This is a genomic window from Ancylobacter gelatini (assembly GCF_022601675.1).
In the GTDB taxonomy this organism is placed as follows: Bacteria; Pseudomonadota; Alphaproteobacteria; order Rhizobiales; family Xanthobacteraceae; genus Ancylobacter; species Ancylobacter gelatini.
On sequence record NZ_JAKVIL010000005.1, the window covers coordinates 284,744 to 310,225 of the forward strand.

19 protein-coding genes are annotated in these 25,482 nt (G+C 68.6%); 15 read left to right on the forward strand and 4 right to left on the reverse strand.

What is annotated here, in order from left to right:
• The first annotated feature begins 63 nt into the window (after positions 1–63).
• Positions 64–1,437, forward strand: a complete 1,374-nt coding sequence (locus MKI84_RS11515; RefSeq protein WP_241619590.1) for a dihydroorotase — start codon at positions 64–66, stop codon at positions 1,435–1,437.
• Positions 1,438–1,449: 12 nt separating this feature from the next.
• Here the strand turns inward: MKI84_RS11515 and truA are convergent, their stop codons facing one another.
• Entirely contained in the window at positions 1,450–2,187 is a 738-nt protein-coding gene (gene truA, locus MKI84_RS11520; protein ID WP_241619591.1) for a tRNA pseudouridine(38-40) synthase TruA, read from the reverse strand.
• A 102-nt stretch (positions 2,188–2,289) separates the two neighbouring features.
• On the opposite strand from truA, the gene polA reads away from it, so the two are divergent.
• Entirely contained in the window at positions 2,290–5,256 is a 2,967-nt protein-coding gene (gene polA, locus MKI84_RS11525) for a DNA polymerase I (RefSeq protein ID WP_241619592.1), read from the forward strand.
• Between the two features lie 88 nt (positions 5,257–5,344).
• On the opposite strand, the gene MKI84_RS11530 is transcribed toward polA, so the two are convergent.
• Positions 5,345–5,761: an Ohr family peroxiredoxin gene (locus MKI84_RS11530; RefSeq protein ID WP_241619593.1), complete on the reverse strand. Its 417-nt coding sequence runs from the start codon at positions 5,759–5,761 to the stop codon at positions 5,345–5,347.
• A gap of 150 nt (positions 5,762–5,911) precedes the next feature.
• Here MKI84_RS11530 and MKI84_RS11535 point away from each other — a divergent pair, with 150 nt between their 5' ends.
• From MKI84_RS11535 to MKI84_RS11570, 8 genes are all read left to right on the forward strand, one after another.
• Positions 5,912–6,820: a TIGR01459 family HAD-type hydrolase gene (locus MKI84_RS11535; RefSeq protein ID WP_241619595.1), complete on the forward strand. Its 909-nt coding sequence runs from the start codon at positions 5,912–5,914 to the stop codon at positions 6,818–6,820.
• Between the two features lie 99 nt (positions 6,821–6,919).
• Complete coding sequence (locus tag MKI84_RS11540; RefSeq protein WP_241619596.1) at positions 6,920–7,873, forward strand: bifunctional riboflavin kinase/FAD synthetase; 954 nt, start codon at positions 6,920–6,922, stop codon at positions 7,871–7,873.
• 86 nt (positions 7,874–7,959) lie between these two features.
• On the forward strand, positions 7,960–11,040 hold the full coding sequence (gene ileS, locus MKI84_RS11545) for an isoleucine--tRNA ligase (RefSeq protein ID WP_241619597.1): 3,081 nt from the start codon (positions 7,960–7,962) through the stop codon (positions 11,038–11,040).
• 34 nt (positions 11,041–11,074) lie between these two features.
• Complete coding sequence (lspA, locus tag MKI84_RS11550) at positions 11,075–11,563, forward strand: signal peptidase II (protein WP_241619598.1); 489 nt, start codon at positions 11,075–11,077, stop codon at positions 11,561–11,563.
• Positions 11,564–11,658: 95 nt separating this feature from the next.
• Positions 11,659–12,354, forward strand: coding sequence for a hypothetical protein (locus tag MKI84_RS11555; protein ID WP_241619599.1), 696 nt, complete (start codon positions 11,659–11,661; stop codon positions 12,352–12,354).
• A 241-nt stretch (positions 12,355–12,595) separates the two neighbouring features.
• Positions 12,596–13,966: a M16 family metallopeptidase gene (locus MKI84_RS11560; protein WP_241619600.1), complete on the forward strand. Its 1,371-nt coding sequence runs from the start codon at positions 12,596–12,598 to the stop codon at positions 13,964–13,966.
• A complete protein-coding gene (locus MKI84_RS11565; RefSeq protein WP_241619601.1) occupies positions 13,963–15,363 on the forward strand; it encodes a M16 family metallopeptidase in 1,401 nt (466 codons plus the stop codon). Before MKI84_RS11560 ends, MKI84_RS11565 begins: the two co-directional genes overlap by 4 nt.
• A 143-nt stretch (positions 15,364–15,506) precedes the next feature.
• Positions 15,507–16,529, forward strand: a complete 1,023-nt coding sequence (locus MKI84_RS11570; RefSeq protein ID WP_241619603.1) for a hypothetical protein — start codon at positions 15,507–15,509, stop codon at positions 16,527–16,529.
• A 37-nt stretch (positions 16,530–16,566) separates the two neighbouring features.
• Here MKI84_RS11570 and MKI84_RS11575 read toward each other — a convergent pair whose 3' ends face one another.
• The gene (locus MKI84_RS11575) at positions 16,567–17,871 is read right to left on the reverse strand and encodes a DUF3422 family protein (protein ID WP_241619658.1); all 1,305 of its coding nucleotides are present in this window, start codon (positions 17,869–17,871) and stop codon (positions 16,567–16,569) included.
• Positions 17,872–18,139: 268 nt separating this feature from the next.
• On the opposite strand from MKI84_RS11575, the gene MKI84_RS11580 reads away from it, so the two are divergent.
• Positions 18,140–18,886 carry an alpha/beta hydrolase family protein gene (locus tag MKI84_RS11580; protein ID WP_241619604.1) on the forward strand — a complete coding sequence of 249 codons (747 nt, stop codon included), beginning with the start codon at positions 18,140–18,142 and terminating at the stop codon, positions 18,884–18,886.
• A gap of 79 nt (positions 18,887–18,965) precedes the next feature.
• Here MKI84_RS11580 and MKI84_RS11585 read toward each other — a convergent pair whose 3' ends face one another.
• A complete protein-coding gene (locus MKI84_RS11585) occupies positions 18,966–19,364 on the reverse strand; it encodes a hypothetical protein (protein WP_241619605.1) in 399 nt (132 codons plus the stop codon).
• Between the two features lie 317 nt (positions 19,365–19,681).
• Between MKI84_RS11585 and MKI84_RS11590 the strand changes: the two genes are divergently transcribed.
• The 4 genes from MKI84_RS11590 to glcF all read left to right on the forward strand — a co-directional run bounded on the left by MKI84_RS11590 (position 19,682) and on the right by glcF (position 25,332).
• Complete coding sequence (locus MKI84_RS11590; RefSeq protein ID WP_241619606.1) at positions 19,682–21,178, forward strand: FAD-linked oxidase C-terminal domain-containing protein; 1,497 nt, start codon at positions 19,682–19,684, stop codon at positions 21,176–21,178.
• Between the two features lie 190 nt (positions 21,179–21,368).
• The gene (locus tag MKI84_RS11595) at positions 21,369–22,784 is read left to right on the forward strand and encodes an 8-oxoguanine deaminase (protein WP_241619607.1); all 1,416 of its coding nucleotides are present in this window, start codon (positions 21,369–21,371) and stop codon (positions 22,782–22,784) included.
• A gap of 10 nt (positions 22,785–22,794) precedes the next feature.
• Positions 22,795–24,006, forward strand: coding sequence for a glycolate oxidase subunit GlcE (glcE, locus tag MKI84_RS11600; protein WP_241619608.1), 1,212 nt, complete (start codon positions 22,795–22,797; stop codon positions 24,004–24,006).
• A 6-nt stretch (positions 24,007–24,012) separates the two neighbouring features.
• On the forward strand, positions 24,013–25,332 hold the full coding sequence (glcF, locus tag MKI84_RS11605; protein ID WP_241619609.1) for a glycolate oxidase subunit GlcF: 1,320 nt from the start codon (positions 24,013–24,015) through the stop codon (positions 25,330–25,332).
• Positions 25,333–25,482 lie beyond the last annotated feature (150 nt).

A 25,482-nucleotide genomic window follows, 5' to 3' on the forward strand; every position in this document is an offset into this window, starting at 1 on the left:
GTGCGCCCCGGCCCGACATGTTCTAGAAGCGCGAGCGTCACGTTGCCAACGCAGGAGCGCACCATGCCTGAGACCTTCGACCTCCTCCTCAAGGGCGGCACCGTGGTCAACCAGGATGGCGAGGGGGTGCGCGATATCGGCGTGAAGGCCGGCCGCATCGCCGGCATCGGCTCGTTCCATCCCGACCAGGCCGGCGAGACCATCGACTGCACCGGCCTGCACATATTGCCCGGCGTGATCGATACCCAGGTCCATTTCCGCGAGCCGGGACTGGATCACAAGGAAGACCTCGAATCAGGCTCCCGCGCCGCGGTGATGGGCGGCGTCACCGCCGTGTTCGAAATGCCGAACACCAACCCGCTCACCATCTCGGCGAGCGCGCTGGAAGACAAGCTCGCCCGCGCGCACGGCCGCATGCATTGCGACTTCGCCTTCTTCGTCGGCGGCACCCATGACAATGTGAAGGACCTGCCGGAGCTGGAGATGCTGCCCGGCGCGGCCGGCATTAAGGTGTTCATCGGCTCCTCCACCGGCTCGCTGCTGGTGGCCGACGATCCGGGCGTGCGCGCCATCCTGAAAGTCATCCGCCGCCGGGCCTCGTTCCATTGCGAGGACGAGCCGCGCCTCGAAGAGCGCAAGCACCTGCGCGTGGCCGGCGATCCCTCCTCGCACCCGGTGTGGCGCGACGAGATCGCCGCGCTCACCGCCACCACCCGCCTCGTCAACCTGGCGCGCGAGGTCGGCAAGCGCATCCACGTCCTGCACATCACCTCACAGGAGGAGATGGAGTTCCTGCGCGGCGCCAAGGATGTCGCCACCGTCGAGGTGACGCCCCATCACCTGACCATGGACGACAGCTGGTATGGCCGCCTTGGCTCGATGGTGCAGATGAACCCGCCGGTGCGGGCCGCCCATCACCGCGCCGCCATCTGGCGAGGCCTGTCGGAAGGCGTGGTCGACGTGCTCGGCTCCGACCACGCGCCCCACACGCTGGAGGAAAAGGCCAAGCCCTATCCGAACAGCCCCTCGGGCATGACCGGCGTGCAGACGCTGGTGCCGATGATGCTGGACCATGTGAATGCCGGCCGGCTCTCGCTCGCCCGCTTCGTCGACCTCTCCAGCGCCGGCCCGGCGCGCATCTTCAACATCGCGACCAAGGGCCGGATCGCGGTCGGCTACGATGCCGATTTCACCATTGTCGACCTCAAGCGCCGGCAGACCATCCGCAACGAATGGATCGCCTCCAAGCCCGGCTGGACGCCCTATGACGGCGTCGAGGTCACCGGCTGGCCGGTGGGGACGCTCATTCGCGGCAACAAGGTGATGTGGGAAGGCGAGCTGACCGGCCCCTCCGGCGGCGCCCCCGTGCGCTTCATGGAAGCGCTGGAGCCGACCCGCCCCACCCGCACCCCGACCCTGCTGGAGCGGCTGGGCTAGGGAGCGGCTGGGCTAGTACGTCACTTCCGCCAGATACAGCCCGGCGGAGGGGGCCATCGGGCCGCAGCGTGTGCGGTCCTTCGCTTCCAGCGCGGCGCTCACATCGTCCGGCGTCCACGCGCCCTCGCCGACCTTCACCAGCGTGCCGACCATGGAGCGCACCTGGTGGTGGAGGAAGGAGCGCGCCGCCGCGTGGACGCGGATTTCGCCGTCCAGCGTCTCCACCTCCAGCCGGTCCAGCGTCTTCACCGGCGAGGCGGACTGGCAGCCAATGGCGCGGAAGGTGGTGAAGTCGTGCCGCCCGACCAGCCGCGCCGCGCCCAGCGCCATCGCCGCGACATCGAGCGGCCGGCGGATGCGCCACGCCCGGTCGCGCTCCAGCGCGAGGTCGGCGCGGCGCACGATCAGCCGGTAGACATAGCGCCGCCCCGTCGCCGAGAACCGGGCGTGGAAATCATCCGCCACCCGCTCGGCCGTCAGCACCGCGACCGGGTGCGGGCGCAGATGCGCGTTCATGGCGTCGCGCACCGTGTCGGCGCGCCACTCCTTCGCCAGTTCGACATGGCCGACCTGCCCGGTGGCGTGCACCCCCGAATCGGTGCGCCCCGCGCCATGGACCGGCGCATCCTCGCCGGAAAAGCGCCGCACGGCGTCGGCCAGCACGCCTTGCACACTCGGCTGGCCGTCCTGGATCTGCCAGCCGGCGAAGGGCGTGCCGTCATATTCGATGGTCAGCTTGTAGCGGGGCATGGTTTCATCCTCGCGGGTTCTCTAAGCCCGCCGCCGCGCGCGGGCAATGGTTGCCCCCCTCTCCCGCTTGGGGCATCGTGCCGGCCCGAAACGGAGCCCCCCATGTCCGAGACCTCCAGGGAAGAGCCGGTCGATGCCGGCGACCATGTCGTCCTCATCGACGGCTCGGCCTATATCTTCCGCGCCTATCATGCCCTGCCCCCGCTCACCCGCTCCTCGGACAAGCTCCCGGTCGGCGCGGTGGCGGGGTTCTGCAACATGCTGTGGAAGCTGGTGCGGGCCGGACAGAATGGCGGCGGGTTCTCGCCCAGGCCCACCCATCTCGCCGTGGTGTTCGACAAGAGCGAACAGACCTTCCGCAAGGACATCTACCCGCTCTACAAGGCGCAGCGCCCGGAGCTGCCGGAGGATTTGCGCCCGCAATTCCCGCTGATCCGCGAGGCCACCCGCGCATTCGACCTCGCCTGCGTCGAGCAGGCCGGCTTCGAGGCCGACGACCTGATCGCGACCTATGCCGAACAGGCCAAGGCGCGCGGGGCGCAGGTCACCGTCATCTCCTCCGACAAGGACCTGATGCAGCTCGTCGACCGTCTGGTGCGCATGTACGACCCGATGAAGGACAAGGCCATCGGCACGGAGGAGGTATTCGAGAAATTCGGCGTCGCGCCGGAAAAGGTGGTCGACGTGCAGTCGCTGGCCGGCGATTCGGTGGACAACGTGCCGGGCGTGCCGGGCATCGGCATCAAGACCGCCGCGCAGCTTCTCGCCGAATATGGCGACCTCGACACCCTGTTGGCCCGCGCCGGCGAGATCAAGCAGACCAAGCGCCGCGAGAACCTGATCGAGTTCGCCGACCAGGCCCGGTTGTCGCGCGAATTGGTGACGCTGAAGCGCGACGTGCCGCTCGACGTGCCGCTCGACGACATCGCGGTGGTGGAGCCCGAGGGCAAGCGGCTGATCGCCTTCCTCAAGGCGATGGAGTTCACCACCCTCACCCGCCGCGTCGCGGAAGCCTATGAGATCGAGGCCGCCGCCGTCGAGCCGGACCCGGCGCTGAAGGCGGGGGGGGCGGAGAGCGACGCCCTCGCCAGCCTCGCCGACCCGGCGGATGGCACCAAAACCGCCGACGGCGCGCCGAAATCGCCGGTCGGCGCGGCGGGCAATGCCCTCACCCCGCAAGCGCTCTCCGCCGCCCGCGTGGCCGAGGGCACCGCGACCCCGGTCGACCGCGCGCGCTACGAGACCGTCACCACCCTCGCCCGGCTGAAGGAATGGATCGCACGCGCCGCCGACCTCGGTGTGGTCGCGGTCGATACCGAAACCACCGGGCTCGACGCCATGGCGGCCGATCTGGTCGGCATCTCGCTGGCCACCGCACCCAACGAAGCCTGCTACATCCCGCTCACCCACAAGGGCGGCGATGAGGGGCTGTTCAGCGAAGGCCTGCTGCCGGGCCAGATTGCGCTCGAAGACGCGATCACCGCGCTGAAGCCGCTGCTGGAGCATCCCGGCGTGCTCAAGATCGGCCAGAACATGAAATATGACTGGCTGATCTTCGCGCGCTACGGCATCGAGGTCGGCCCCTATGACGACACGATGCTGATCTCCTACGTGCTCGATGCCGGCGCCTCGCCCCATGGCATGGACCCGCTCTCGATCCGCTGGCTCGGCCACACGCCGATCAAATATGAAGAGGTCGCCGGCAAGGGCAAGAACGCCGTCACCTTCGACCGCGTGACCATCGAGAAGGCGGTCGAGTACGCCGCCGAGGATGCCGACGTCACGCTGCGGCTGTGGCGCGTGCTCAAGCCCCGGCTGGCATCGGAAGGCAAGGTCGCGGTCTATGAGACGCTGGAGCGCCCGCTGGTCGCGGTGCTCGGCAACATGGAGCGGCGCGGCATCCTCATCGACCGGCAGATGCTGTCGCGGCTCTCGGGCGAATTCGCCCAGGGCATGGCGCGGCTGGAGGCGGATATCTCGCAAATGGCGGGCGAGAGCTTCAACCCCGGCTCGCCCAAGCAGCTCGGCGACATCCTGTTCGGCAAGATGCAGATTCCCGGCGGCCGCAAGACCCCGACCGGGGCATGGTCCACCGGCGCCGACGTGCTGGAAGAGCTGGCGGAGGCGGGCCACGAACTGCCGCGCCGCATCCTCGACTGGCGCCAGTTGCAGAAGCTCAAATCAACCTATGCCGACGCGCTGCCGACCTATGTGAACCGCGACACCGGGCGCGTGCACACCTCCTTCGCCCTCGCCGCCACCACGACGGGCCGGCTCTCCTCCTCCGAGCCTAACCTGCAGAACATCCCGGTGCGCACCGAGGAAGGCCGCAAGATCCGCAAGGCCTTTATCGCCGAGCGCGGCCACAAGCTGGTCTCGGCGGACTATTCGCAGATCGAACTGCGCCTGCTTGCCGAGATCGCCGACACCCCGTCCTTGCGTCAGGCGTTCCAGGACGGGCTGGACATCCATGCCATGACCGCGTCGGAGATGTTCGGCGTGCCGATCGAGGGCATGCCGGGCGAGGTGCGCCGGCGTGCGAAGGCGATCAATTTCGGCATCATCTACGGCATTTCGGCCTTCGGGCTGGCCAACCAGCTCTCGATCCCGCGGGAGGAGGCGGGGGCCTATATCAAACGCTATTTCGAGCGCTTCCCCGGCATCCGCGCCTATATGGACGAGACCCGCGCCTTCGCCCGCGAGCACGGTTATGTGGAGACGCTGTTCGGCCGGCGCTGCCACTACCCGGACATCAACGCCAAGAACCCCTCGATCCGCGCCTTCAACGAGCGCGCGGCGATCAATGCCCGGCTTCAGGGCTCCGCCGCCGACATCATCCGCCGCGCCATGGCGCGCATGGACGCCGCGCTGGAAACCGCGCGCCTTTCCGCCCGCATGCTGCTGCAGGTGCATGACGAACTGATCTTCGAGGTGCCGGACGAGGAGATCGAGGCGACGCTGCCCGTGGTGCGCGAGGTGATGGAACAGGCGGCGCTGCCGGCCGTCGCGCTCGCCGTGCCGCTGAAGGTCGATGCCCGCGCCGCGCAGAACTGGGACGAGGCACATTGAGGGTACCGGCGACAAGCCGGCTAACCGAGCGCGCAAATCGAGCAGCCCCATCCTCTCCCCGCGGGGGGAGAGGATGGGGTTCGGTGCCTTACGCCACCGCGAGCTCGACCGGAATGTTCCCGCGCGTCGCCTTGGAATAGGGGCACATCTGGTGCGCGGCCTCGATCACTTCCTGCGCCTCGTCCTTGGAGAGCGCGGGCGCCTTGAGTGTGAGCTTCACGGCGAGGCTGAAGCCGTCATCGCCCTTTACCAGAGAGGCCGCGACCGTCACGGCGGCGCCCGTCACATCCAGCTTCTTCTGCCGGCCGACCGCCTCGACCGCCGAACCGAAACAGGCCGCATAGCCGGTCGCGAACAAATGCTCGGGCGTGGTCTTGCCGGAATCGAGCACGCCATTATTCGGCATGGCGAGATCGACGGAAACCGAGCCGTCGCTGGTCTGCGAATGGCCGTTGCGGCCGCCAATGGCGGTGGCGGTTCCCGTGAACAGAACAGTGCCGGACATGATGTGTCTCCCTTTGGGTTTTGACCGAGAATGACAGCCTCCTGCTAAAATGGTGCGACAGGCCGACACGACAACCGCCCCCTGTCCGAACCGCACGCCGCTCCTGCATGCGCGCCCTGCATCCGCGGCTCTTGTGCGGCAGGCGGAGGCATGGCACTTGGCCGTTCCATGAAAGCTGAAGCCGCTCCCGCTCTGCCGCCCTGCCTTCCCTTCTCGGAACTCGCGCCGCGCTATGACGTGCTGCTGTGCGACGTGTGGGGCGTGCTCCACAACGGGGCGCAGGGCCGCCCGGACGCCGCCAATGCCTTGGAACGCGCCCGCGCGGCCGGCGCCACGGTCATCCTGGTCTCCAACGCCCCGCGTCCGCCCGATGGCGTGGCGAAGATCCTGGACGGCTTCGGAATTCCGCGCAGCGCCTATGACGCCATCGTGACCTCCGGCATGGTCACGACAGCGCTGCTGGCGGAGCGGCCGGGCGTGCGGATGTGGCATCTCGGCCCCGATCGCGACCTCGGCATCTATGTCGGGCTCGACCTCGTGCTCACCGATCTGAAAAGCGCCGAGCTGATCGTCTGCACCGGCCTGTTCGACGACACGGTGGAGACACCGGAGGATTATCACGACACGCTGAAGGCGGCGAAGGCGCGCGACCTTCCCTTCATCTGCGCCAACCCGGACATCGTGGTGGAGCGCGGCGGCGAACTGATCTGGTGCGCCGGGGCCATCGCGGAAGCGTATGAAGCGCTCGGCGGTTCCGCGGTCTATTGTGGCAAGCCGCACCGGCCGATCTACCAGACCGCCTTCGACACCGCCCGCGCGCTCAGGGGCAGCGACACACCGCGCGAAAGATTCCTCGCCATCGGCGACGCGCTGCGCACCGATCTCGCTGGCGCGCTGGGCGCGGGCATTGACTGCCTGTTCGTCGCCGCCGGCATCCATGCCGGCGAGCTTGGGCTGGAAGACACTGGCACACTCGATCCGCACGCGTTGGCGCGCCTGCTGGAAGACGGCCCCGGCCGGCCCGCCGCCGTCACCACCCGGCTGGCCTGGGGCGCGTGATGAACAGCGGGGGCGGCGTCGGTTCCGGCCTTGACGGCACGCCACCCTGTCGCCTTCCATGCCCACCGGCCCGCACGGACGGGTGCCGAGCGTAGCGACATGACCCACCCCACCGTTTCCCTGAAGCCTTTCATGGTACTGCGCGGCGGCGACACGCTGCCGGCAGCGCTCCACGGGCCGGTGGTGGCGATCGGCAATTTCGACGGCGTGCATCGCGGCCACCGCGCGGTGATCGGCACCGCGATCGAACAGGCCCGCTCCTTCGGCAAGCCGGCGCTGGCGCTGACCTTCGAGCCGCACCCGCGCGCCTTCTTCCGCCCGGACGAGCCGATGTTCCGCCTCACCCCCGAGCCGATGAAGCTCGCCCGCCTCGCCGAGACCGGGCTCGACGGCGCGGTGGTGCTCGGCTTCGATGCGGCGCTGGCCGCCCGCGATGCCGAGAGCTTCGTCGCCGACATTCTGGTCGGCCAGCTCGGCGTCGCCATGGTGGTGGCCGGGTTCGACTTCCATTTCGGCAAGGGCCGCTCGGGTTCGCCCGCCTTTCTGCGCGAGGCCGGGGCGCGGCACGGCTTCCGGGTCGAGATCGTGCCGCCGCTGCTGGACGAGGGCGCGCAGATTTCCTCTTCCGCGATCCGCGCCGCGCTGGCGCAGGGCCGTGTCGAGCAGGCCGCCGACATGCTCGGTGCGCCATGGGAGATCGAGGCCGAGGTGATCCATGGCGACAAGCGCGGGCGCGAGTTCGGCTATCCCACCGCCAATATGCGGCTCGACCCCTCGATCCAGCTCGCCCACGGCATCTACGCCGTGACGCTGGAGATTGACGGCGCGCGTCGCCCCGGCGTCGCCAGCTTCGGCCGGCGCCCGACCTTCGACGACGGCGCGCCCCGGCTGGAGAGCTTCGTGTTCGACTTCACCGGCGATCTTTACGGCCGGCGGCTGCGCGTCGCCTTCCACGCCTATCTGCGCCCCGAGCTGAAGTTCGACAGCATCGAGGCGCTGATCGCGCAGATGGACATCGACAGCGCCAAGGCGCGGGCCGCGCTCGGGTCGTAGCGTTTGAAGGCGTCCGGCAGGCTTCCACGCCCTTGCACCGCCCCGTCGCTGCGCTTAAACCGTGCGGCGAGAACGAGGAGCGCGTCATGACGAGCCGCAACAGCGACGGTCGCGAGACCAGCGGGACCACGGGCAAGGCCGCACAGGGGGCCGAGACGGAGGCCGCGCGCGACTATTCGTCGACCCTGTTCCTGCCGCAGACCGATTTCCCGATGCGCGCGGGCCTGCCCCAGCGCGAGCCGGAAATGCTGGCGCGCTGGAAGGCGATCGACCTTTATGGCCGCCAGCGCAAGGCCGGCGAAGGCCGCCCGCGTTTCGTGCTGCATGACGGCCCGCCCTATGCCAATGGCAACATCCATATCGGCCATGCGCTCAACAAGATCCTGAAGGACGTGGTGGTGCGCTCGCAGGGAGCGCTGGGCCACGATTCCAACTATGTGCCCGGCTGGGACTGCCACGGCCTGCCGATCGAGTGGAAGATCGAGGAACAATACCGCGCCAAGGGCCGCAACAAGGACGAGGTGCCGGTCGTCGAGTTCCGCCAGGAATGCCGCGCCTTCGCGCAAGGCTGGCTCGACATCCAGCGCGAGGAATTCAAGCGGCTCGGCGTCGAAGGCGACTGGGCGCACCCTTACGTCACCATGAGCTTCGACGCCGAAGCGCAAATCGCGCGCGAGATCATGAAGTTCGCCGCCAACGGCCTGCTCTATCGCGGCTCGAAGCCGGTGATGTGGTCGGTGGTGGAGAAGACCGCGCTCGCCGAGGCCGAGGTCGAGTATCACGACCACCAGTCCACCACGATCTTCGTCAAGTTCCCGGTCACGGGATACCGCAAAAGTGCCGCCACCGCCGGTGGCCTGCCCAAGGGGCTGGAACCGGCCGACAATGCCGCCGACATCCACCTCTTCCCCTCCTATGAGGGGGCGAATGTGGTGATCTGGACCACCACGCCCTGGACCATCCCCGGCAACCGCGCCATCGCCTTCTCGAAGGATGTCACCTATGCCGTCTACGAGGTGACCGAGGCCGCGGCCGACAACTGGGCCAAGGTCGGCGAGCACTTCATCCTCGCCGACAAGCTGGCGCCCGAGGTGTTCAAGGCCGCCCGCGTGACGGGCTATGAGCGCCACCGCGAGGTGGACCCCACCCATCTGGTCTGCGCCCATCCGCTCAAGGGCGTCGAGGGTGCCGGTCATTATTTCGACTTCGCCGTGCCGGTTGTGGCGGGCGATTTTGTCACCGACGACACCGGCACCGGCTTCGTCCACCTGGCTCCCGGCCATGGCGCGGACGACTTCAACCTCTACATCGCCGAAAAGCTCGGCGAGGTGCCGCACACGGTTGGGCCGGACGGGCGCTATTACGATCACGTCCCGCTTTTCGCCGGCCATCGCGTGATGGATGACAAGGGCAAGGACGGCGACGCCAACGACGCGGTGATCAAGGCGCTGGCCGCGGCCGGCAAGATCATCGCGCGCGGCCGGCTGAAGCACCAATACCCGCATTCATGGCGCTCCAAGGCCCCGATCATCTTCCGCAACACGCCGCAATGGTTCATCGCGATGGACAAGGACATCGCGGCGTCCGACGGCTCGAAGACCAGCGGTGACACGCTGCGGGCGCGGGCGCTTTCGGGCATCGCCGGCGTGGACTGGGTGCCGGCCAGCGGGCGCAACCGCATCAATGGCATGATCGAGAACCGCCCGGACTGGGTGGTCTCGCGCCAGCGCGCCTGGGGCGTGCCGATCGCGGTGTTCGTCAAGGACAAGGGCGACGGCACGGTCGAAATCCTGAAGGACGACAAGGTGAACGCGCGCATCGCGAGCGCCTTCGCGGCCGAGGGCGCCGACGCCTGGTATGAGGAGGGCGCCGCCGCCCGCTTCCTCGGCAATGATTACAGCCCGGACGAGTGGTCCAAGATCGACGACATTCTCGATGTCTGGTTCGATTCCGGCTCCACCCACGCCTTCACGCTGGAAGTGCGCGACGACCTCAAGGTCGACCGCGCCTTTAATGGCGGGCCGGACCGGGTGATGTATCTCGAAGGCTCGGACCAGCATCGCGGCTGGTTCCATTCCTCGCTGCTGGAGAGCTGCGGCACGCGCGGGCGCCCACCCTATGACGTGGTGCTCACCCACGGCTTCGTGCTCGACGAGGACGGGCGCAAGATGTCGAAGTCGCTCGGCAACGTCGTCGCCCCGCAGGAGGTCATCAAGTCCTCCGGCGCCGACATACTGCGCCTCTGGGTCTGCGCCTCCGATTATTCCGACGATCTGCGCATCGGCCCGGAAATCCTCAAGACCACGGTCGAGACCTATCGCAAGCTGCGGAACACGCTGCGCTGGCTGCTCGGCTCGCTGCATCATTACCGCGAGAGCGAGCGCGTGGCTTTCTCCGACATGCCGGCGCTGGAGCGCATGGTGCTGCATCGTCTCGTCGAACTCGACGCCGTGGTGCGCGAGGCCTATGCGAGCTTCGACTTCAAGCGGGTGCACGCCGCGCTGTCGTCCTTCATGACCACCGAGTTGTCCGCCTTCTATTTCGACGTGCGCAAGGACGCGCTCTATTGCGACCCGATTTCGTCGGTGACGCGCCGCGCCTGCCTGACCGTGCTCGACGAGGTGTTCAACCGCCTTGTGGTCTGGCTCGCCCCGATCCTGCCTTTCACCGCGGAAGAGACCTTCCTGGCCCGCTTCCCGTCCGACACCAGCTCGGTGCATCTGGAGACCTTCCCGGATACCCCGGCCAAGTGGCGCAACGAGGTGCTGGCGGATGAGTGGCGCAAGATCCGGCTGGTCCGCCGCGTGGTCCTCGGCGCGCTGGAAGTGGAGCGCGCCGCCAAGCGCATCGGCTCCAGCCTGGAGGCGGCGCCGGTGATCCATGTCTCCGACCCGAAGCTGTTCGCCGCGGTGAGCGCGGTTGACCTCGCGGAGGTCTGCATCACCTCCGACGCGCATCTGATGCCCGATGAAGGTCCGGCCGAGGCGTTCCGGCTAGAAGAGGTGCCGGGCGTCAGCGTGGTGCCGAACCGCGCGCAGGGTCACAAATGCGCCCGCTCGTGGAAGATCTCTCCGCTGGTCGGCACCGATCCCGACTACCCGGACGTGACGCCTCGCGACGCGCAGGCGCTGCGCGAACTGGCGGTCGCGCGCCGCGCGGCCGAGTGAGGCTTCCCGCGAACGGGGCCGGCAAGGGACATCGATGAAACTGCGTCTGGCCGGCCCCCTCTCGCTCTATGGCGGCGTCTATGCGCTGGCGGCGCTGGTCATCGATCAGGCGTCGAAGCTCCTGGTGCTGAATCGGGTGGATTTTGGCGATGAGGGCATGGTCCGCGTCCTGCCGTTCCTCGACATCGTGCGCGCCTGGAACACCGGCATCAGCTACGGGCTGTTCTCACAGGGCGCGAATGGATGGTGGCTGCTTGGCGGGCTGAAGATCGCGGCGGCGGTCTTCTTCACCTTCTGGCTTGCCCGCGTGGAGCGGCGGCTGGAGGCGGCGGCGCTCGGCCTGCTGATCGGCGGCGCGCTTGGCAATGCCATTGACCGCGTGGCCTATGGCGCGGTGTTCGACTTCGTGTCGCTGCACGCTTTCGGCTTCTACTGGTACGTCTTCAACCTGTCGGATGTCGCCATAGTTGCCGGTGTCGCCCTGCTTTTGTATGACTCGCTTAAGGGCGATGCCGTAAAATAGCCGTCCTGAAATGAGAACCGAGCTTTCCGCACCTTGAGCGGATCGTCGCGGGAGCGGCTTTGCCCTTCCGTGCCGGGTCGGCAGGAGATGACCGGATGATCACACGACTGGACACCACGCGCCTTGCCAGCCGCCGCCCGGCGCTGGCTTTGGCGGCGGCCACCGGCTTCGCAATGGCTCTTCTTGCCGGCGGTGCACCGGCACAGGCGCAGGAAGATACCAGCTTCACCGAGCAGTTGTTCACCACACTCGGCCTCGTTCCCCCGGCGCCTCCCGCGATCGATTATCGCGAGCGCGCCCCGCTGGTGGTGCCGCCGAGCGGCGATATCCTGCCGCCGCCGCGCGACCAGTCGGCGCTGGCCGAAAATCCGGCCTGGCCCAAGGATGTCGATCAGGAAGAGCGCAAGAAGGCCGCCGCCGCCGCCAAGTTGCCGAGCTTCGTCAACGATCGCGACGACACCCGCGCCCTGACCCCGCGCGAGGTTGCCACCGGCCGGCGCTCCGGCGCCGGGCTGAACACCAGCGCGCCGCAGCCCACCAGCCTGCGCGAGAAGGAGGGCTGGATCCAGCCCAAGAATCTCGGCTTCACGGGCTGGATGAACAAGACGGAAGAGAAGCCGATTCCCTTCGACGGCGAGCCCGAGCGCCAGGCGCTGACCGAGCCGCCGCCCGGCTACCAGACGCCCGCGCCAAACGCGCCCTATGGCGTCGTGGCCGAGCGCGAGGAGGATAAGGGCTTCAAGCTTCCCAACCTGTTCGACCGCACGCAGAAGAACAACGACCGTCACTGACGGCTGCCGCGCAGCATCCGGCGCGGCTCCCGGGCGTGCGCGCCATCACACGGGATTGATCGGCTGCCGCACATTCGCCGGATGGAGTGTGGCAAGGTTCCACCTCCGCGCCTCCTGGGATGGCGCGGAACGGCCGGTGGAATCGTGTCCCCGGCTCCTCCCGTCAAACGCGTGCCCGTCGGGCGCCCACGCCTGGATAAACGTGACCGGAATGCCGACTCGAAAGCCGACTGGAAAGTTCATGCCCGCCCTCATGCTTCTCGCCGCCGCCGGCGCTGCCACGCTTGCCTCCTCCCGGCCCTCGCAAGCGGCGGAGATTTCGCAGTTCACGCTCGACAACGGCATGCAGGTCGTGGTGGTCCCCGACCATCGCGCGCCGGTGGTCACCCATATGGTGTGGTACCGCGTCGGCTCGGCGGATGAGCAGCCCGGCAAGTCCGGCATCGCCCATTTCCTCGAACACCTGATGTTCAAGGGGACCGAAAAGCACCCGACCGGCGAGTTCTCGCAGGTGGTGGCCAAGCTCGGCGGGCAGGAGAACGCCTTCACGTCGCAGGACTACACCGCCTATTTCCAGCGCGTGGCCAAGGAACACCTGCCTGTGGTGATGGGCTTCGAGGCCGACCGCATGACCGGTCTCGTGCTCACCGATGAGGTGGTGCTGCCCGAGCGCGACGTGGTGCTGGAGGAGCGCCGCATGCGCACCGACAACGACCCGGCGTCGCAGCTCTCCGAGGCGTCGCAGGCCGCGATGTTCACCAATCACCCTTACGGCCATCCGATCATCGGCTGGGAAGACGAGATCAAGCAGCTCAACCGCGAGGACGCGCTGGCCTTCTATCGTCGCTTCTACACGCCCAACAACGCCATCCTCGTGGTGGCGGGCGATGTCGATCCGGACGAGGTGAAGAAGCTCGCGCAGGAAAGTTACGGCAAGGTTCAGCCGCGCGCCGAAACCGCGGCGCGCGTGCGCCCCGCCGAGCCGACCCCGCGCGCCGAGCGCCGGCTGGTGCTCGCCGATGCCCGCGTCGGCCAGCCGAGCCTGTCGCGCTCCTATCTCGTGCCGTCCTATCGCGGCAACCAGCAGGAGAGCGTGGCGCTCGACGTGCTGTCGCAGGTGCTCGGCGGCGGTTCGACCGGCCGGCTCTACCGCAGCCTGGTGGCGGAGAAGGGCCTCGCCGCCAATGCCGGCGCCTGGTACCAGTCGACCGCGCTCGACGATGCGCGCTTCGGCCTTTCCGCCTCGCCGCGTCCCGACGTTCCGCTTGAGAAGCTGGAGGCCGCGCTCGACGAGGTGATCGCCAGCATCGCCGCGAACGGCCCCGATGCCGGCGAACTGGAGCGCGCCAAGACCCGCCTCGTCGCCGACGCGATCTACGCCCAGGACAATCAGGCTACGCTCGCCCGGATCTATGGCGCGGCGCTCGCCACCGGAAGCACCGTGGACGATGTGCAGAACTGGCCGGAAATGGTGAAGACCGTCACGGCCGACCAGGTGCGCGAGGCCGCCAAGCGCTACCTTGTCACCTCGCGCTCCGTCACCAGCCAGTTGCTTCCGGCCAAGACCGAGGCGCAGGGCACGCAAAAGCCGGCGCCGGAGAAGCGTTCATGAGCGGTTCCGCGCGCAGCATCGGCGCCCGCGCCGGAATTTCTCGCCCCGGATCTTTCCGTTCCCTGTCCCACCTCGCCGCCGCGGTCCTGACCCTGATGACCATTGCCCTGATCCCGACCGCCCCTGCCCAGTCCGAGACCACGCGCATCCAGCGCGTCGTCAGCCCGGGCGGCATCGAGGCGTGGCTGGTGCACGACACCACCCTGCCGCTGGTGGCGATGGAGTTTGCCTTCCTCGGCGGCGCAGCGCAGGACCCGGCCGACAAGCCCGGCGTCGCCTCGCTCGCCTCCTCCCTGCTCGACGAGGGCGCCGGCGATCTCGATTCCCAGGCGTTCCAGGACAAGCTGGCCGAGAAGGCGATCGAGCTGCGCTTCGACGCCTCGCGCGACATGCTCGGCGGCTCGCTGCGCACGCTCTCCGAGAATGTCGATCCGGCCTTCGAGCTGGTCCGGCTCTCGGTCAACGAGCCGCGCTTCGACGACGAGGCCGTGGAGCGCATCCGGCAGGGCGTGCTCGCCTCGCTGCGCCGGCGCGCCAATGATCCCTCCGCGCTCGCCAATCTCGGCTGGTCGGCCGCCGCTTTCCCGAACCACCCCTATGGCCGCCCGGTCTCCGGCACGCTGGACAGCGTGCTCACCATCACCCGCGAGGATCTCGCGAGCTACGCAAAGAAGGTGATGGCGCGCGACAACCTCAAGATCGCGGTGGTCGGCGACATCACCCCCGAAGCATTGGCGCCCAAGCTCGACGCCATGTTCGGCGCGCTGCCGGCCAAGGCCGAACTGACCCCGGTGCCGGACGTCACCCCGCAGGGCCTCGGCACGGTGGTGGTGAAGGAAGTCGACGTGCCGCAGACCTCGGTGGTGTTTGGCGGCATCGCGCTCAAGCGCAATGACCCGGACTTCATCCCGGCCTTCGTGCTCAACCACATGCTCGGCGGCAGCGCTTTTTCCTCGCGGCTGTTCCGGGAAGTGCGCGAGAAGCGCGGCCTCGCCTATTCGGTCTACAGCCACCTCGCCCCGCTCGACCATGCCGGCCTCATCCTCGGCGGCACCGCGACCAAGAACGACCGCACGGCCGAGTCCATCGATCTGATCCGCGCCGAATACCTCAAGCTGCTCACCGAGGGGCCGAGCGAAGAAGAGCTGCAGGATGCCAAGGACTATCTGACTGGCAGCTTCGCCCTGCGCTTCGATTCCTCGGCGAAGGTCGCCGCCCAGCTGCTGCAGATCCAGATGGACGATCTCGGCATCGACTATATCGACAAGCGCAACGAGCTGGTCGCGGCGGTGACGCTGGATGATGTGAAGCGCGTCGCCGCCCGGCTGAAGGAGCACCCCGACCTGCTGTTCAGCCTGTCCGGCAAGCCGGCGGGTATCGCGCCCAACGGCGGCTGAACGCGATCCCGCCGGAGCGCCCGGCGCGGTTTCGCCCGAACACAGGTGGTCTTGGCGCGCGCCGGGTGTTCCCCCCGCGCGCCATGGCCTGCTATAAGGTCCGCCGGCCGGAGGAATGCCGCACCACCGAACGGGGATAGCGTATGCGAGTAGCCGACACTGGAGCCCATGGACACCCTGGATCTGGACCTGTTGGGTCTGGACGCATCCGCACCGCGCTCGCCTTCCCGCTGATCGCCCTGCTGCTGGCGGGTTGCGCGGGGATCGACGGCACCGGCGGCGGCGGCAATGAGGGCCCGCTCGGTGCCGGCAATTCCGGCAGCCAGGGCGGCTTCGGCTCCACCATGGAGACCACCACGGTCGCCGCGTCCCCACGCGCCGCGACGACGCCGGCGGCTCCCGCCGCGACCACCCTGCCCGCGAGCGCCATCTCCACCCAGGTCGTCCAGTCCGGCAGCGATGGCGGCGGCGCCAGTACGGGCGACACCTCGGACTTCACCTGTCCGGGCGTGCAAGTGCGCGGCGGCGCAGCGGCCTGGCAGGTTACCGATCCCGGCGATGGCGGGCTGCGCTATCAGGCGACGCTCGGCCAGTTCTCCCGCGAATGCCACTACACCACCCCGGACATGACCATGCGCGTCGGCATCCAAGGCCGCGTGCTGCTCGGCGCCAAGGGCGGCCCCGGCCGGGTCAGCGTGCCGATCCGCCTCGCTTTGGTCGAGGAAGGCCCGGTGCCCAAGCCGGTCTGGACCAAGTTCTATTCCGTGCCGGTCGAAATCGGCGAGGGCGTGATGCAGGTCGATTTCGGGCTCGTCGCCAGCGACGTTACCTTCCCGCGCCCGTCGCCGGCGACGCTGGAGCGCTATGTGCTCTATGTCGGCTTCGATCCGCAAGGCGCCACCGAGAAACCGACGAGGCCGCGCCCGGCCAAACCGAAGCCGGCTCAGGCGGCGGCGCCCCGCCCCGCGCAGAGCGCGCCCGCCGCGGCCCGCACCACTCCGGTACAATCAACTCCCGTGCAGTCCGCGCCGATCGAGGTCGAGCCCGCTCAGGCCGCTCCCGCCGCCGCGCCGGCACCGGTCGCGGTCCAGCCCGCCCCGGCGGCTCCGGCCCAGAACCAGTGGATCGGCACGCCCGCCCCGTCGACGGGCGGCTTCTCGCAGTAAGGTCAGCCTGGGGCACGCGTGGACGAGGCGTCTCAGCTTACGCCTCGTCGAAATGGCCCTTGCGGATCCGTCGCACCACGGCCCAGATCGACAGCACCACCACCGGCACACCGAGCGCCGTGGCGGTGCCGACGTCGTAGTGAACGCCCATCGCCTCCGCCTTGTGGTGCAAGCCCTCCAGCACATAGTGCAGCAGGCTCACCACATAATAGGAGATCGCCGCCACCGAGAGCCCCTCGACCGTCTGCTGCAAGCGGAGCTGCATGCGGGTGCGCTCGTTCATGGAGCGCAGCAGGTCGCGATTCTGCTGTTCCAGCTCGACGTCGACGCGGGTACGCAGCAGGTTGGCGGCGCTGGTGAGCTTCAGCGACATATTGGCCTGCCGCTGCTCGATGGCGTGGCAGGTGCGCATGGCCGGCTGCATGCGGCGGGCGAGAAACTGCTGCCAGGTCGGAAAGCCCGCGACAGGCCGCTCGCCGATGGTGCGCAGGCGCAGCTCGACGATCTCCTCATAGGCCCGGCTGGCGCCGAAGCGGAACAGCGAGGCCGCCGCATCCGCCTCCAGCTCGGCGGCGAGCGTGGTCAACTCGTCCAGCAGCTTGTTATTGGCCGCCAGCCCTTCGGAATTCTTCATCTCCTCGGTCAGCGCGCCGAGCCGGCCCTCGATATGGGCGACCTTGGGCGCAAGGCGCTGCGCCTCCGGCAGACCCAGCAGCGCCAGTGTGCGGTAGGTCTCGATCTCCAGCACGCGCTGCACGAGCGCGCCGGCCGCGTCGTCGGTCATGCCGCGGTCGCGCACCAGAATGCGCACGAAACCGGACGGGTCGGGCTGAAAATCGGTGGCGATCTCCGCGAAACCGTCTTCGACATCCGAGCGCGCGAGGCTGGCGCGGTCGAACAGCCGGTCGAGCGGCAGAGCGTCGGCGGTATCGGTCACCAGATGCAGGTCGACCGCGACCAGCAGCGGACCGGGCTGCGGCATCTGCAAGAGCGTGGCACCGAAGCTCGCCGAGGAGGGCTGGAACGGCAGGCCACCCTCCATCAGGTCCTCCGCCGGCAGCTCCCAGGTATAGGTCGTGAACTCGGCATGTCGCTCCCAGCGCAGCACCGCTCCGCCGAAGGCCACGCGATGCTGCTTGGCATCCGCCGCCGGACCGGGGTGCCCGCGCGAGGCGCAGAACGCCGCGAAGGCCGAGCGGTCGGCACGGGCCGCATCGCGATCCACCAGAAAAGCGACGTGCAGGATGCGCGCGGGCGTCGCGATCGAGACGAAAGGCCGCGCGTGAAGCTCCGCCAGCACGGGCGCACGCAGCGGATGGTCGGTGAAACCGAGGGCCAGCATCGAGGGTGCGGTGGTCTCGCTGGACGACACGATGTTGCCTCCGGGTCACAGGTCTCGCGGCGCTCCGTCGCCCGTCCGAAACCGGGGGAACCATGCGCGGGCCCAATCGGTTGCATGAGGGATGGCGCGCTGGCAACCCCTGCCGCCGGTCGCGGGCTGTGGCCAATTAGCATCAACGGCGCGACAAGTCTGAGGTATTTCAAAATTCGTTTGCCATGACGAACATGGCAGATGCATGAAGGCTGTTGGGTTTTTCGGGATTCGCGACATGACCAAATTCGCGCGGGCGCTGTGCCTTGTTGTTCTCTCCGTCGTCGCCCTCGCCCTGACCGTGCCGGAGGCTTCCGCGCAGTCCAAGGGTCCCCAGCCGCGGGTCTACCTGTTGCGTGGCCTGGCCAATATCTTCTCGCTCGGCATGGACGATCTGGCCGCGAAGATGAACCAGCAGGGCATCAAGGCGAGCGTACATTCCTATTCCGACTGGCAGGTGCTGGCCGAGCAGGCGGTCGAGCAGGCGAAGGCCGGCGGCACCAAGCGCCGTCCGCAGCCGGTGATCATCATCGGTCATTCGCTCGGTGCGGATGCCGCGGTCTATATGGGCAACAAGGTCGGCGCCGCAGGCGTGCCTGTGCCGCTGGTCGTGACCTTCGATCCCGTCACCCCGACCATCGCCTCGGCGCGGATCGGCCGCGTGGTGAATTATTACAAGCCCGGTGGCGCGGGCAAGGCGGTCTCCGGCCCCCGGGTCGAGAATGTCGACCTCACCAGTTCCGACACCATCGGCCATTTCAACATCGACAAGGTGGCCTCGTTGCACGCCAAGGTGATCGCCATGGTGAAGCAGCCCACGCCCCCCGTGCGCAAGAAGCCGCGCCCCGTCGCCCCGGTGGCGACGCCGGCTAGCCCGGTCGCCCCCGCCGCCACGCCGGCCTCCGCGGCGGTACCCGTCCCTGCGGCCGTCGTCGCGCCGGCTCCGACTGAAACCGCGGCGGCTCCCGCCGGCCCCGTCAACTGACGGCACGCGGTACTTCCCGTTTGAAAGCCGCTCCCAGGCCGGGGAACGGCTTTTTTACATTGAGGCCGGCACGAAGGGGTCAGGCCGGATTGACGGTGAACACCTGGAAGGTGTGCATGTCGCCATCCTCCTCGCGCAGCGACACATATTCCCCCGGCACGAAGGCATGGTCGGCGAAGCGATAGCCGGTCTCGTCGTCCTCGATCTCGCCCTGCTCGTAGTCGAACACCCAGCTCGCCCCGTTCACGCCGCCGGCGCGATGCACCAGCAAGCCCTGTTCGGGCGCATCATTGCCCCAGAAGCGCTCCACCGTGCAGGCCGCGCGCACCGTGCGCCAGGCGTCGAGATCGATATGGCCGCTCCCGTCCAGCGGGGCCACGAATTCGTAGCCATGGCGTGCGCTGCCCTCGGGAAACTCCTTAGAACGCGCCAGATGAAGCCGGATGCGGCTGAGCGCGGGTGCAGTACTGTCGGTCATGCGTGTCTCCCTGGGCAATCGCGGGCGTGTGGCAGGCCAATGGGCCGGCACATCGGCGCCCTGCAGTCGGTCATGGCTCCGGCCTTGTCGCCGGCCTTCTTGCCAGCCCGAAGGTGCCCGCCGCCTTGATCCGGCGCAAGGGTCTCGCGCGAGGCGCCTCCTACATCAGGAGGCCCGACGGTTTGGCGACCGCGCGTTGATGCCGCTACGCCCCATGCGTCGATGGTCTAGTTTTTTTACCATATCGCGCGTAAAGGCTTTTCCCTAGAATGGATCGAAACGGCCGGAAAGGCCGGAACGATGACAGGGAGAACGCCATGTCCGCTCTCGTGATGCCGGAACTCAAGGCCGACGTGCTGGCCCGGCGGGCCGAGATCATCGCCGATCTCCGCGCCATCGTGCCCGGCGAGGGCGTTATCGATGCGGTCAACGAGATGCGCCCCTATGAGAGCGACGGCGTGACCGCCTATCGGCAGCTGCCCCTCGCCGTGGTGCTGCCATCCACCACCGAACAGGTTTCGAAGATCCTCGCCTATGCCCACGCCAACGGCATTCCGGTGGTGCCGCGCGGCGCCGGCACCTCGCTGTCCGGCGGGGCGCTGCCGCTGGCGGACGGCATCCTGCTCGGCATGGGCAAGTTCAACCGCATCCTCGACATCGATTTCGAGAACCGCACCGTCACCGCCCAGCCCGGTGTCACCAATCTCGGCATCACCAATGCGGTGGTGAATAACGGCTTCTATTATGCGCCCGACCCATCCTCGCAGATCGCCTGCACCATTGGCGGCAATGTCGCGGAGAACTCCGGCGGCGTGCACTGCCTGAAATACGGCCTCACGACCAACAATGTGATGGGTGTCGAAATGGTGCTGATCACCGGCGAGGTCATCCGCCTCGGTGGCCAGCATCTCGATTCGGGGGGGCTGGACCTGCTTGGGCTGATCGTCGGCTCGGAAGGCCTGCTCGGCGTCGTCACCGAGGTGACCGTGCGCATCCTGAAGAAGCCGGAAACCGCGCGCGCGGTGCTGGTGGGCTTCCCCTCCTCCGAAGCGGCGGGTGCCTGCGTCGCCGCCATCATCGCTGCCGGCATCATCCCGGGCGGCATGGAGATGATGGACAAGATGATGGTCCACGCCGCCGAGGCCTTTCTCGGCGTCGGCTATCCGCTCGACGTGGAAGCCCTGCTCATCGTCGAACTGGATGGCCCGGAGGCGGAGGTCAACCACCTCATCGACCAGGTGGCCAAGATCGCCGGCGGCCTTGGCTGCACGACGCTGCGCGCCTCCACCAGCGAGGAAGAGCGCCTGGCGTTCTGGGCCGGGCGCAAGGCGGCGTTCCCGGCGGTGGGCCGGCTCTCACCCGACTATCTGTGCATGGACGGCACCATTCCGCGCAAGGCGCTGCCGCTGGTGCTGACCCGCATGGAGGAGATGTCCGCGAAGTACGGCCTCAAATGCGGCAACGTCTTCCATGCCGGCGACGGCAATCTCCACCCGCTGATCTGCTACGACGCCAACAAGCCCGGCGAGCTGGAAAAGGCCGAGGCGTTCGGCGCCGACATCCTGCTGCTGTGCGTGGAAGTCGGCGGCGTGCTCACCGGCGAGCACGGCGTCGGCGTCGAGAAGCGCGACCTGATGGGCTCGATGTTCAACGAGATCGACCTCGCCCACCAGCAGCGCCTCAAATGCGCCTTCGACCCGGACTCGCTGCTCAATCCGGGCAAGGTGTTCCCCCAGCTCCATCGCTGCGCCGAGCTGGGCAAGATGCATGTGAGCGGGGGCAAGCTGCCCTTCCCCGATATTCCCCGGTTCTGACGCGGCGCGGGACGGACGGCGCGGGTGGAATGGCGGACGCAGCAAACATGACGCTAGGTGAGGCAACGACGTGCAAGGCGCTCGCCAATGCGTGCAGGCGCGGTAATCTCAGGGCTTCCGGCCTCGCCGGGGGCCGGGGCGGGAGCTGCCGGCTCTCCCTCTCCGCTCCAGCCCTGATGGCGGCCCGCTCATGACCACGCTGCTTGCACGCAATGCCACCGTACTCGTCACCATGGACGGCGCCCGCCGGGAGATTCCCGGCGGTGGACTGTTCGCCCGCGACGGGCGCATCGAGGCCGTCGGCCCGAGCGAGACCCTGCCCGCCACCGCCGACACGGTGATCGACCTTTCCGGCCATGTGGTGATGCCCGGGCTGGTGAACTGCCATCACCATCTCGACCAGACGCTGACCCGCAACCTGCCGGCGGCGCAGAACACCAACCTGTTCCGCTGGCTCAAGGCGCATTACCTGATCTGGGCCGCACGCACGCCGGAGGCCTCGCGCACCTCGACGCTGGTCGGCCTCGCCGAACTGGCGCTCTCGGGCTGCACCACCGCGTTCGACCACGCCTATGTATTCCGCAATGGCTGCAAGGTCGACGACCAGATCGCGGCCGCGCGCGAGATCGGCATGCGCTTCATGGTCTCGCGCGGCTCTATGTCGCTCGGCCAGTCGCGCGGCGGCCTGCCGCCCGACTCCTGCGTCGAGCAGGAGGACGACATCCTCGCCGACTCCGAGCGGGTGATCGGCGCCTATCACGACCCGAATCCGGGCTCGATGCTGCAGATCGCGCTGGCGCCGTGCTCGCCCTTCTCGGTTTCGGCCGAGCTGATGCGCGAGAGTGCGGCGATCGCCCGCCGGCACAAGGTGAAGCTTCACACCCATCTGGCCGAGACCGTGGACGAGGAGCGCTACACGCTGGAGCGCTTCGGCAAGCGCCCCGTCGCCTATATGGAGGAATTGGGCTGGCTCGGTGACGATGTGTGGTTCGCGCACGCTGTGCATGTCGACGACCACGAGATCGGCTGCTTTGCCGGCGCGGGCGTCGGCGTCTGCCATTGCCCGTCCTCGAACATGCGGCTCGCCTCCGGCATCGCGCCTGTGATGAAATATCGCCGCGCCGGGGTGAAGGTCGGCCTCGGCGTCGACGGCTCGGCCTCGAACGACGGCAACCACATGCTCGGCGAGGTGCGCCAGGCCATGCTGCTGGCGCGGCTCCAGATTTCGCTGCGCCCGCCGGAAGGCCCGGACACGGAGCTCTCCACCTCCGATCCCTCGCGCGATGCCGAATGGATGACCGCGCGCCAGGCGCTGGAACTCGGCACGCTGGGCGGCGCCAGCGTGCTCGGCCGCTCCGACATCGGTGCGCTCGCGCCCGGCATGTGCGCGGACTTCTTCGCGGTGAAGCTCGACGATGTCGGCTTTGCCGGCGGCCTTTCCGATCCCGTCGCCGCGAGCGTGTTCTGCGCGCCGGCCCGCGCCAACTGGACCGTGGTGAACGGTCATCCGGTCGTGGCCAATGGCGCGATCACCACCATCGACCTGCCCGCCATCGTCGCCGAGCACAACCGGCACGCGGCGCGGCTGGCCGCCCTATCGGAGTGAAGCTGAGACCATGAGCGACCGCCTGTGCCCGAGAGACGAGGCCGAAGTCGTCGAGACCGTCCGCTGGGCGATATCGGAAGGCCGCACCCTGGAGGTGGCCGGCACCGGCTCCAAGCGGCGTCTCGGCCGGCACGTCCAGACCGATGCCACGCTGGACCTGTCCTCGCTCACTGGCGTCACCCTCTATGAGCCCGAGGAACTGGTGCTCAGCGCCCGCGCCGGCACCCCGCTCAGCGAAATCCGCGAGCTGGTGGCCGGCTCCAAGCAGATGCTGGCCTTCGAGCCGATGGATTACGGCCCGCTCTTCGGCAAGCCTTCCGGCGGCGGCACGCTTGGCGGCATGATGGCGACCAATCTCGCCGGCCCGCGCCGGCCGAGCGCGGGCGCGGCGCGCGACCATGCGCTGGGCCTGCGCGGCGTTTCCGGGCGCGGCGAGGCGTTCAAGGCCGGCGGGCGGGTGGTGAAGAACGTCACCGGCTACGACCTGCCGCGCGGCCTAGCCGGCTCCTACGGCACGCTCGCCGCCTTCACCGAGTTGACCATCAAGGTTCTTCCGCGTCCGGAAACGCAGGAGACCCTGCTGATCCTCGGCCTCGACGAAGCCGCCGGTGCCAGCGCCATGAGCGCGGCGGTCGGCTCCTATTACGACGTCTCCGGCGCGGCGCACCTGCCGGCCGAGATCGCGGCAACGATCCCCGTCGTGGCGGAGGCCGGCACCTCGATCACCTGCCTGCGGCTTGAAGGCGTGCTGCCCTCCATCGTCCATCGCCGCGCCAAGCTGGAAGAAATGCTCGGCGCGCGCGGCACGCTGGGCTTCCTCACCGCGGAGAAATCCGCCGCGCTATGGGAGGCGCTGCGCGACGCGCTGCCATTCGCCATCGACACCACGCGGGCGCTATGGCGCGTCTCCACCGCCCCAATGGCCGCGCCGACGCTCGGCGCCGCGATGCGCACGCTCGGCGCCGCCTGTTTCTACGACTGGACTGGCGGGCTGGTCTGGATCGAGATGCCAGACGGGGAGCCGCGCGCCGGGACGCTACGCACTGCGTTGCGTGAGTTCGGTGGCCACGCCACGCTGATCCGCGCCTCCGAGTCCGCCCGTGCCGCGCTCGACGTGTTCGAGCCGCTCGACGCGGTGACCGGGGCGCTGGTGACGCGCATGAAGAACAGTTTCGACCCGAGCCGGGTGCTGAACCCCGGCCGGATGTATGCGGGAGTGTGAGGCGCCATGCAGACCAATTTCTCCCTGGCGCAGCTCGCCGATCCCCATGTCGCCCGTTCCGAGCAGATTCTCCGCGCGTGCGTCCATTGCGGCTTCTGCACCGCGACCTGCCCGACCTACACGCTGCTGGGCGACGAGCTGGATTCCCCGCGCGGGCGCATCTACCTGATCAAGGACATGCTAGAGAATGACCGGCCAGCGACGGCCGAGGTCGCCAAACATGTCGATCGCTGCCTGTCCTGCCTGTCCTGCATGACCACCTGCCCCTCCGGCGTGCACTACATGCACCTCGTCGACCATGCCCGCGCGCATATCGAGGAGACCTACCGGCGCCCGTTCATGGACCGGATGATGCGCGCCCTGCTGGCGCAGGTTCTGCCGCATCGCGGCCGCTTCCGGCTCGCCATTGCCGGCGCCATGGTCGCGCGGCCCTTCGCCGGCATCATCGGCTCGATCCCGGGCCTTGCACCGGTGGCGGCGATGCTGAAGCTCGCCCCGGCCCGCCCGGCCTCGCGCTCGGCCAGCGAGGGCGAGCGGCACTTCCCCGCCGCCGGCCCGCGCCGCGCCCGCGTCGCGCTGCTCGACGGCTGCGCCCAGCCCGTGCTGCGCCCGGAGATCGACGAGGCGGCCATCCGCCTCATGACTCGCATGGGTGTGGAAGTGGTACGGCCCAAGGGCGGCGGCTGCTGCGGCTCGCTGACCCATCACATGGGCAAGGAAGAGCCCGCGCTCGCCAATGCCCGCGCCAATGTCGATGCCTGGTGGCGCGAGATCGAGGGCGAGGGGCTAGACGCCATCATCATCACCACTTCGGGCTGCGGCACCACCATCAAGGATTACGGCCACATGCTGCGGCTTGAGCCGGCCTATGCCGAGCGCGCGGCCAAGGTCTCAGCGCTCGCCAGGGACATCAGCGAGTTCCTGGTGGAGCGCGAACTGCCTGTGCCGGTGATCGATGCGGGCACCCGCGTCGCCTATCATTCCGCCTGCTCGCTCCAGCACGGGCAGAAGGTGAAGACCGCGCCCAAGACCCTGCTGCAGCGCGCGGGCTTCACGGTGCTGGAGCCGGCGGAAGGCCATCTGTGCTGCGGCTCGGCCGGCACCTACAACATTCTCCAGCCGGAGATCGCCGGCCGCCTGCGCGACCGCAAGGTCGCCAATATCGAGCGTACCGATCCGCAGATCATCGCCGCCGGCAATATTGGCTGCCTGACGCAGATCGGCGGCGGCACAGCCATCCCGGCCGTCCACACGGTGGAACTGCTGGACTGGGCGACCGGCGGGCCCAGGCCCGACACGCTCGGCGAGATGAACCGCGCGGCCTGAGGTTCGCATCGCTCTCATCGACCAGGAGTGCCGGAGTGAGGGGGTGTTAATCGCGCCGCGAGCGAGCGCCCCTCGCCGACCGGCATCACAGGACGGAACCGGACTCGGGCAGCGACCGAGTTCGGACGGCGAGGCACAATGAGCCGGCCG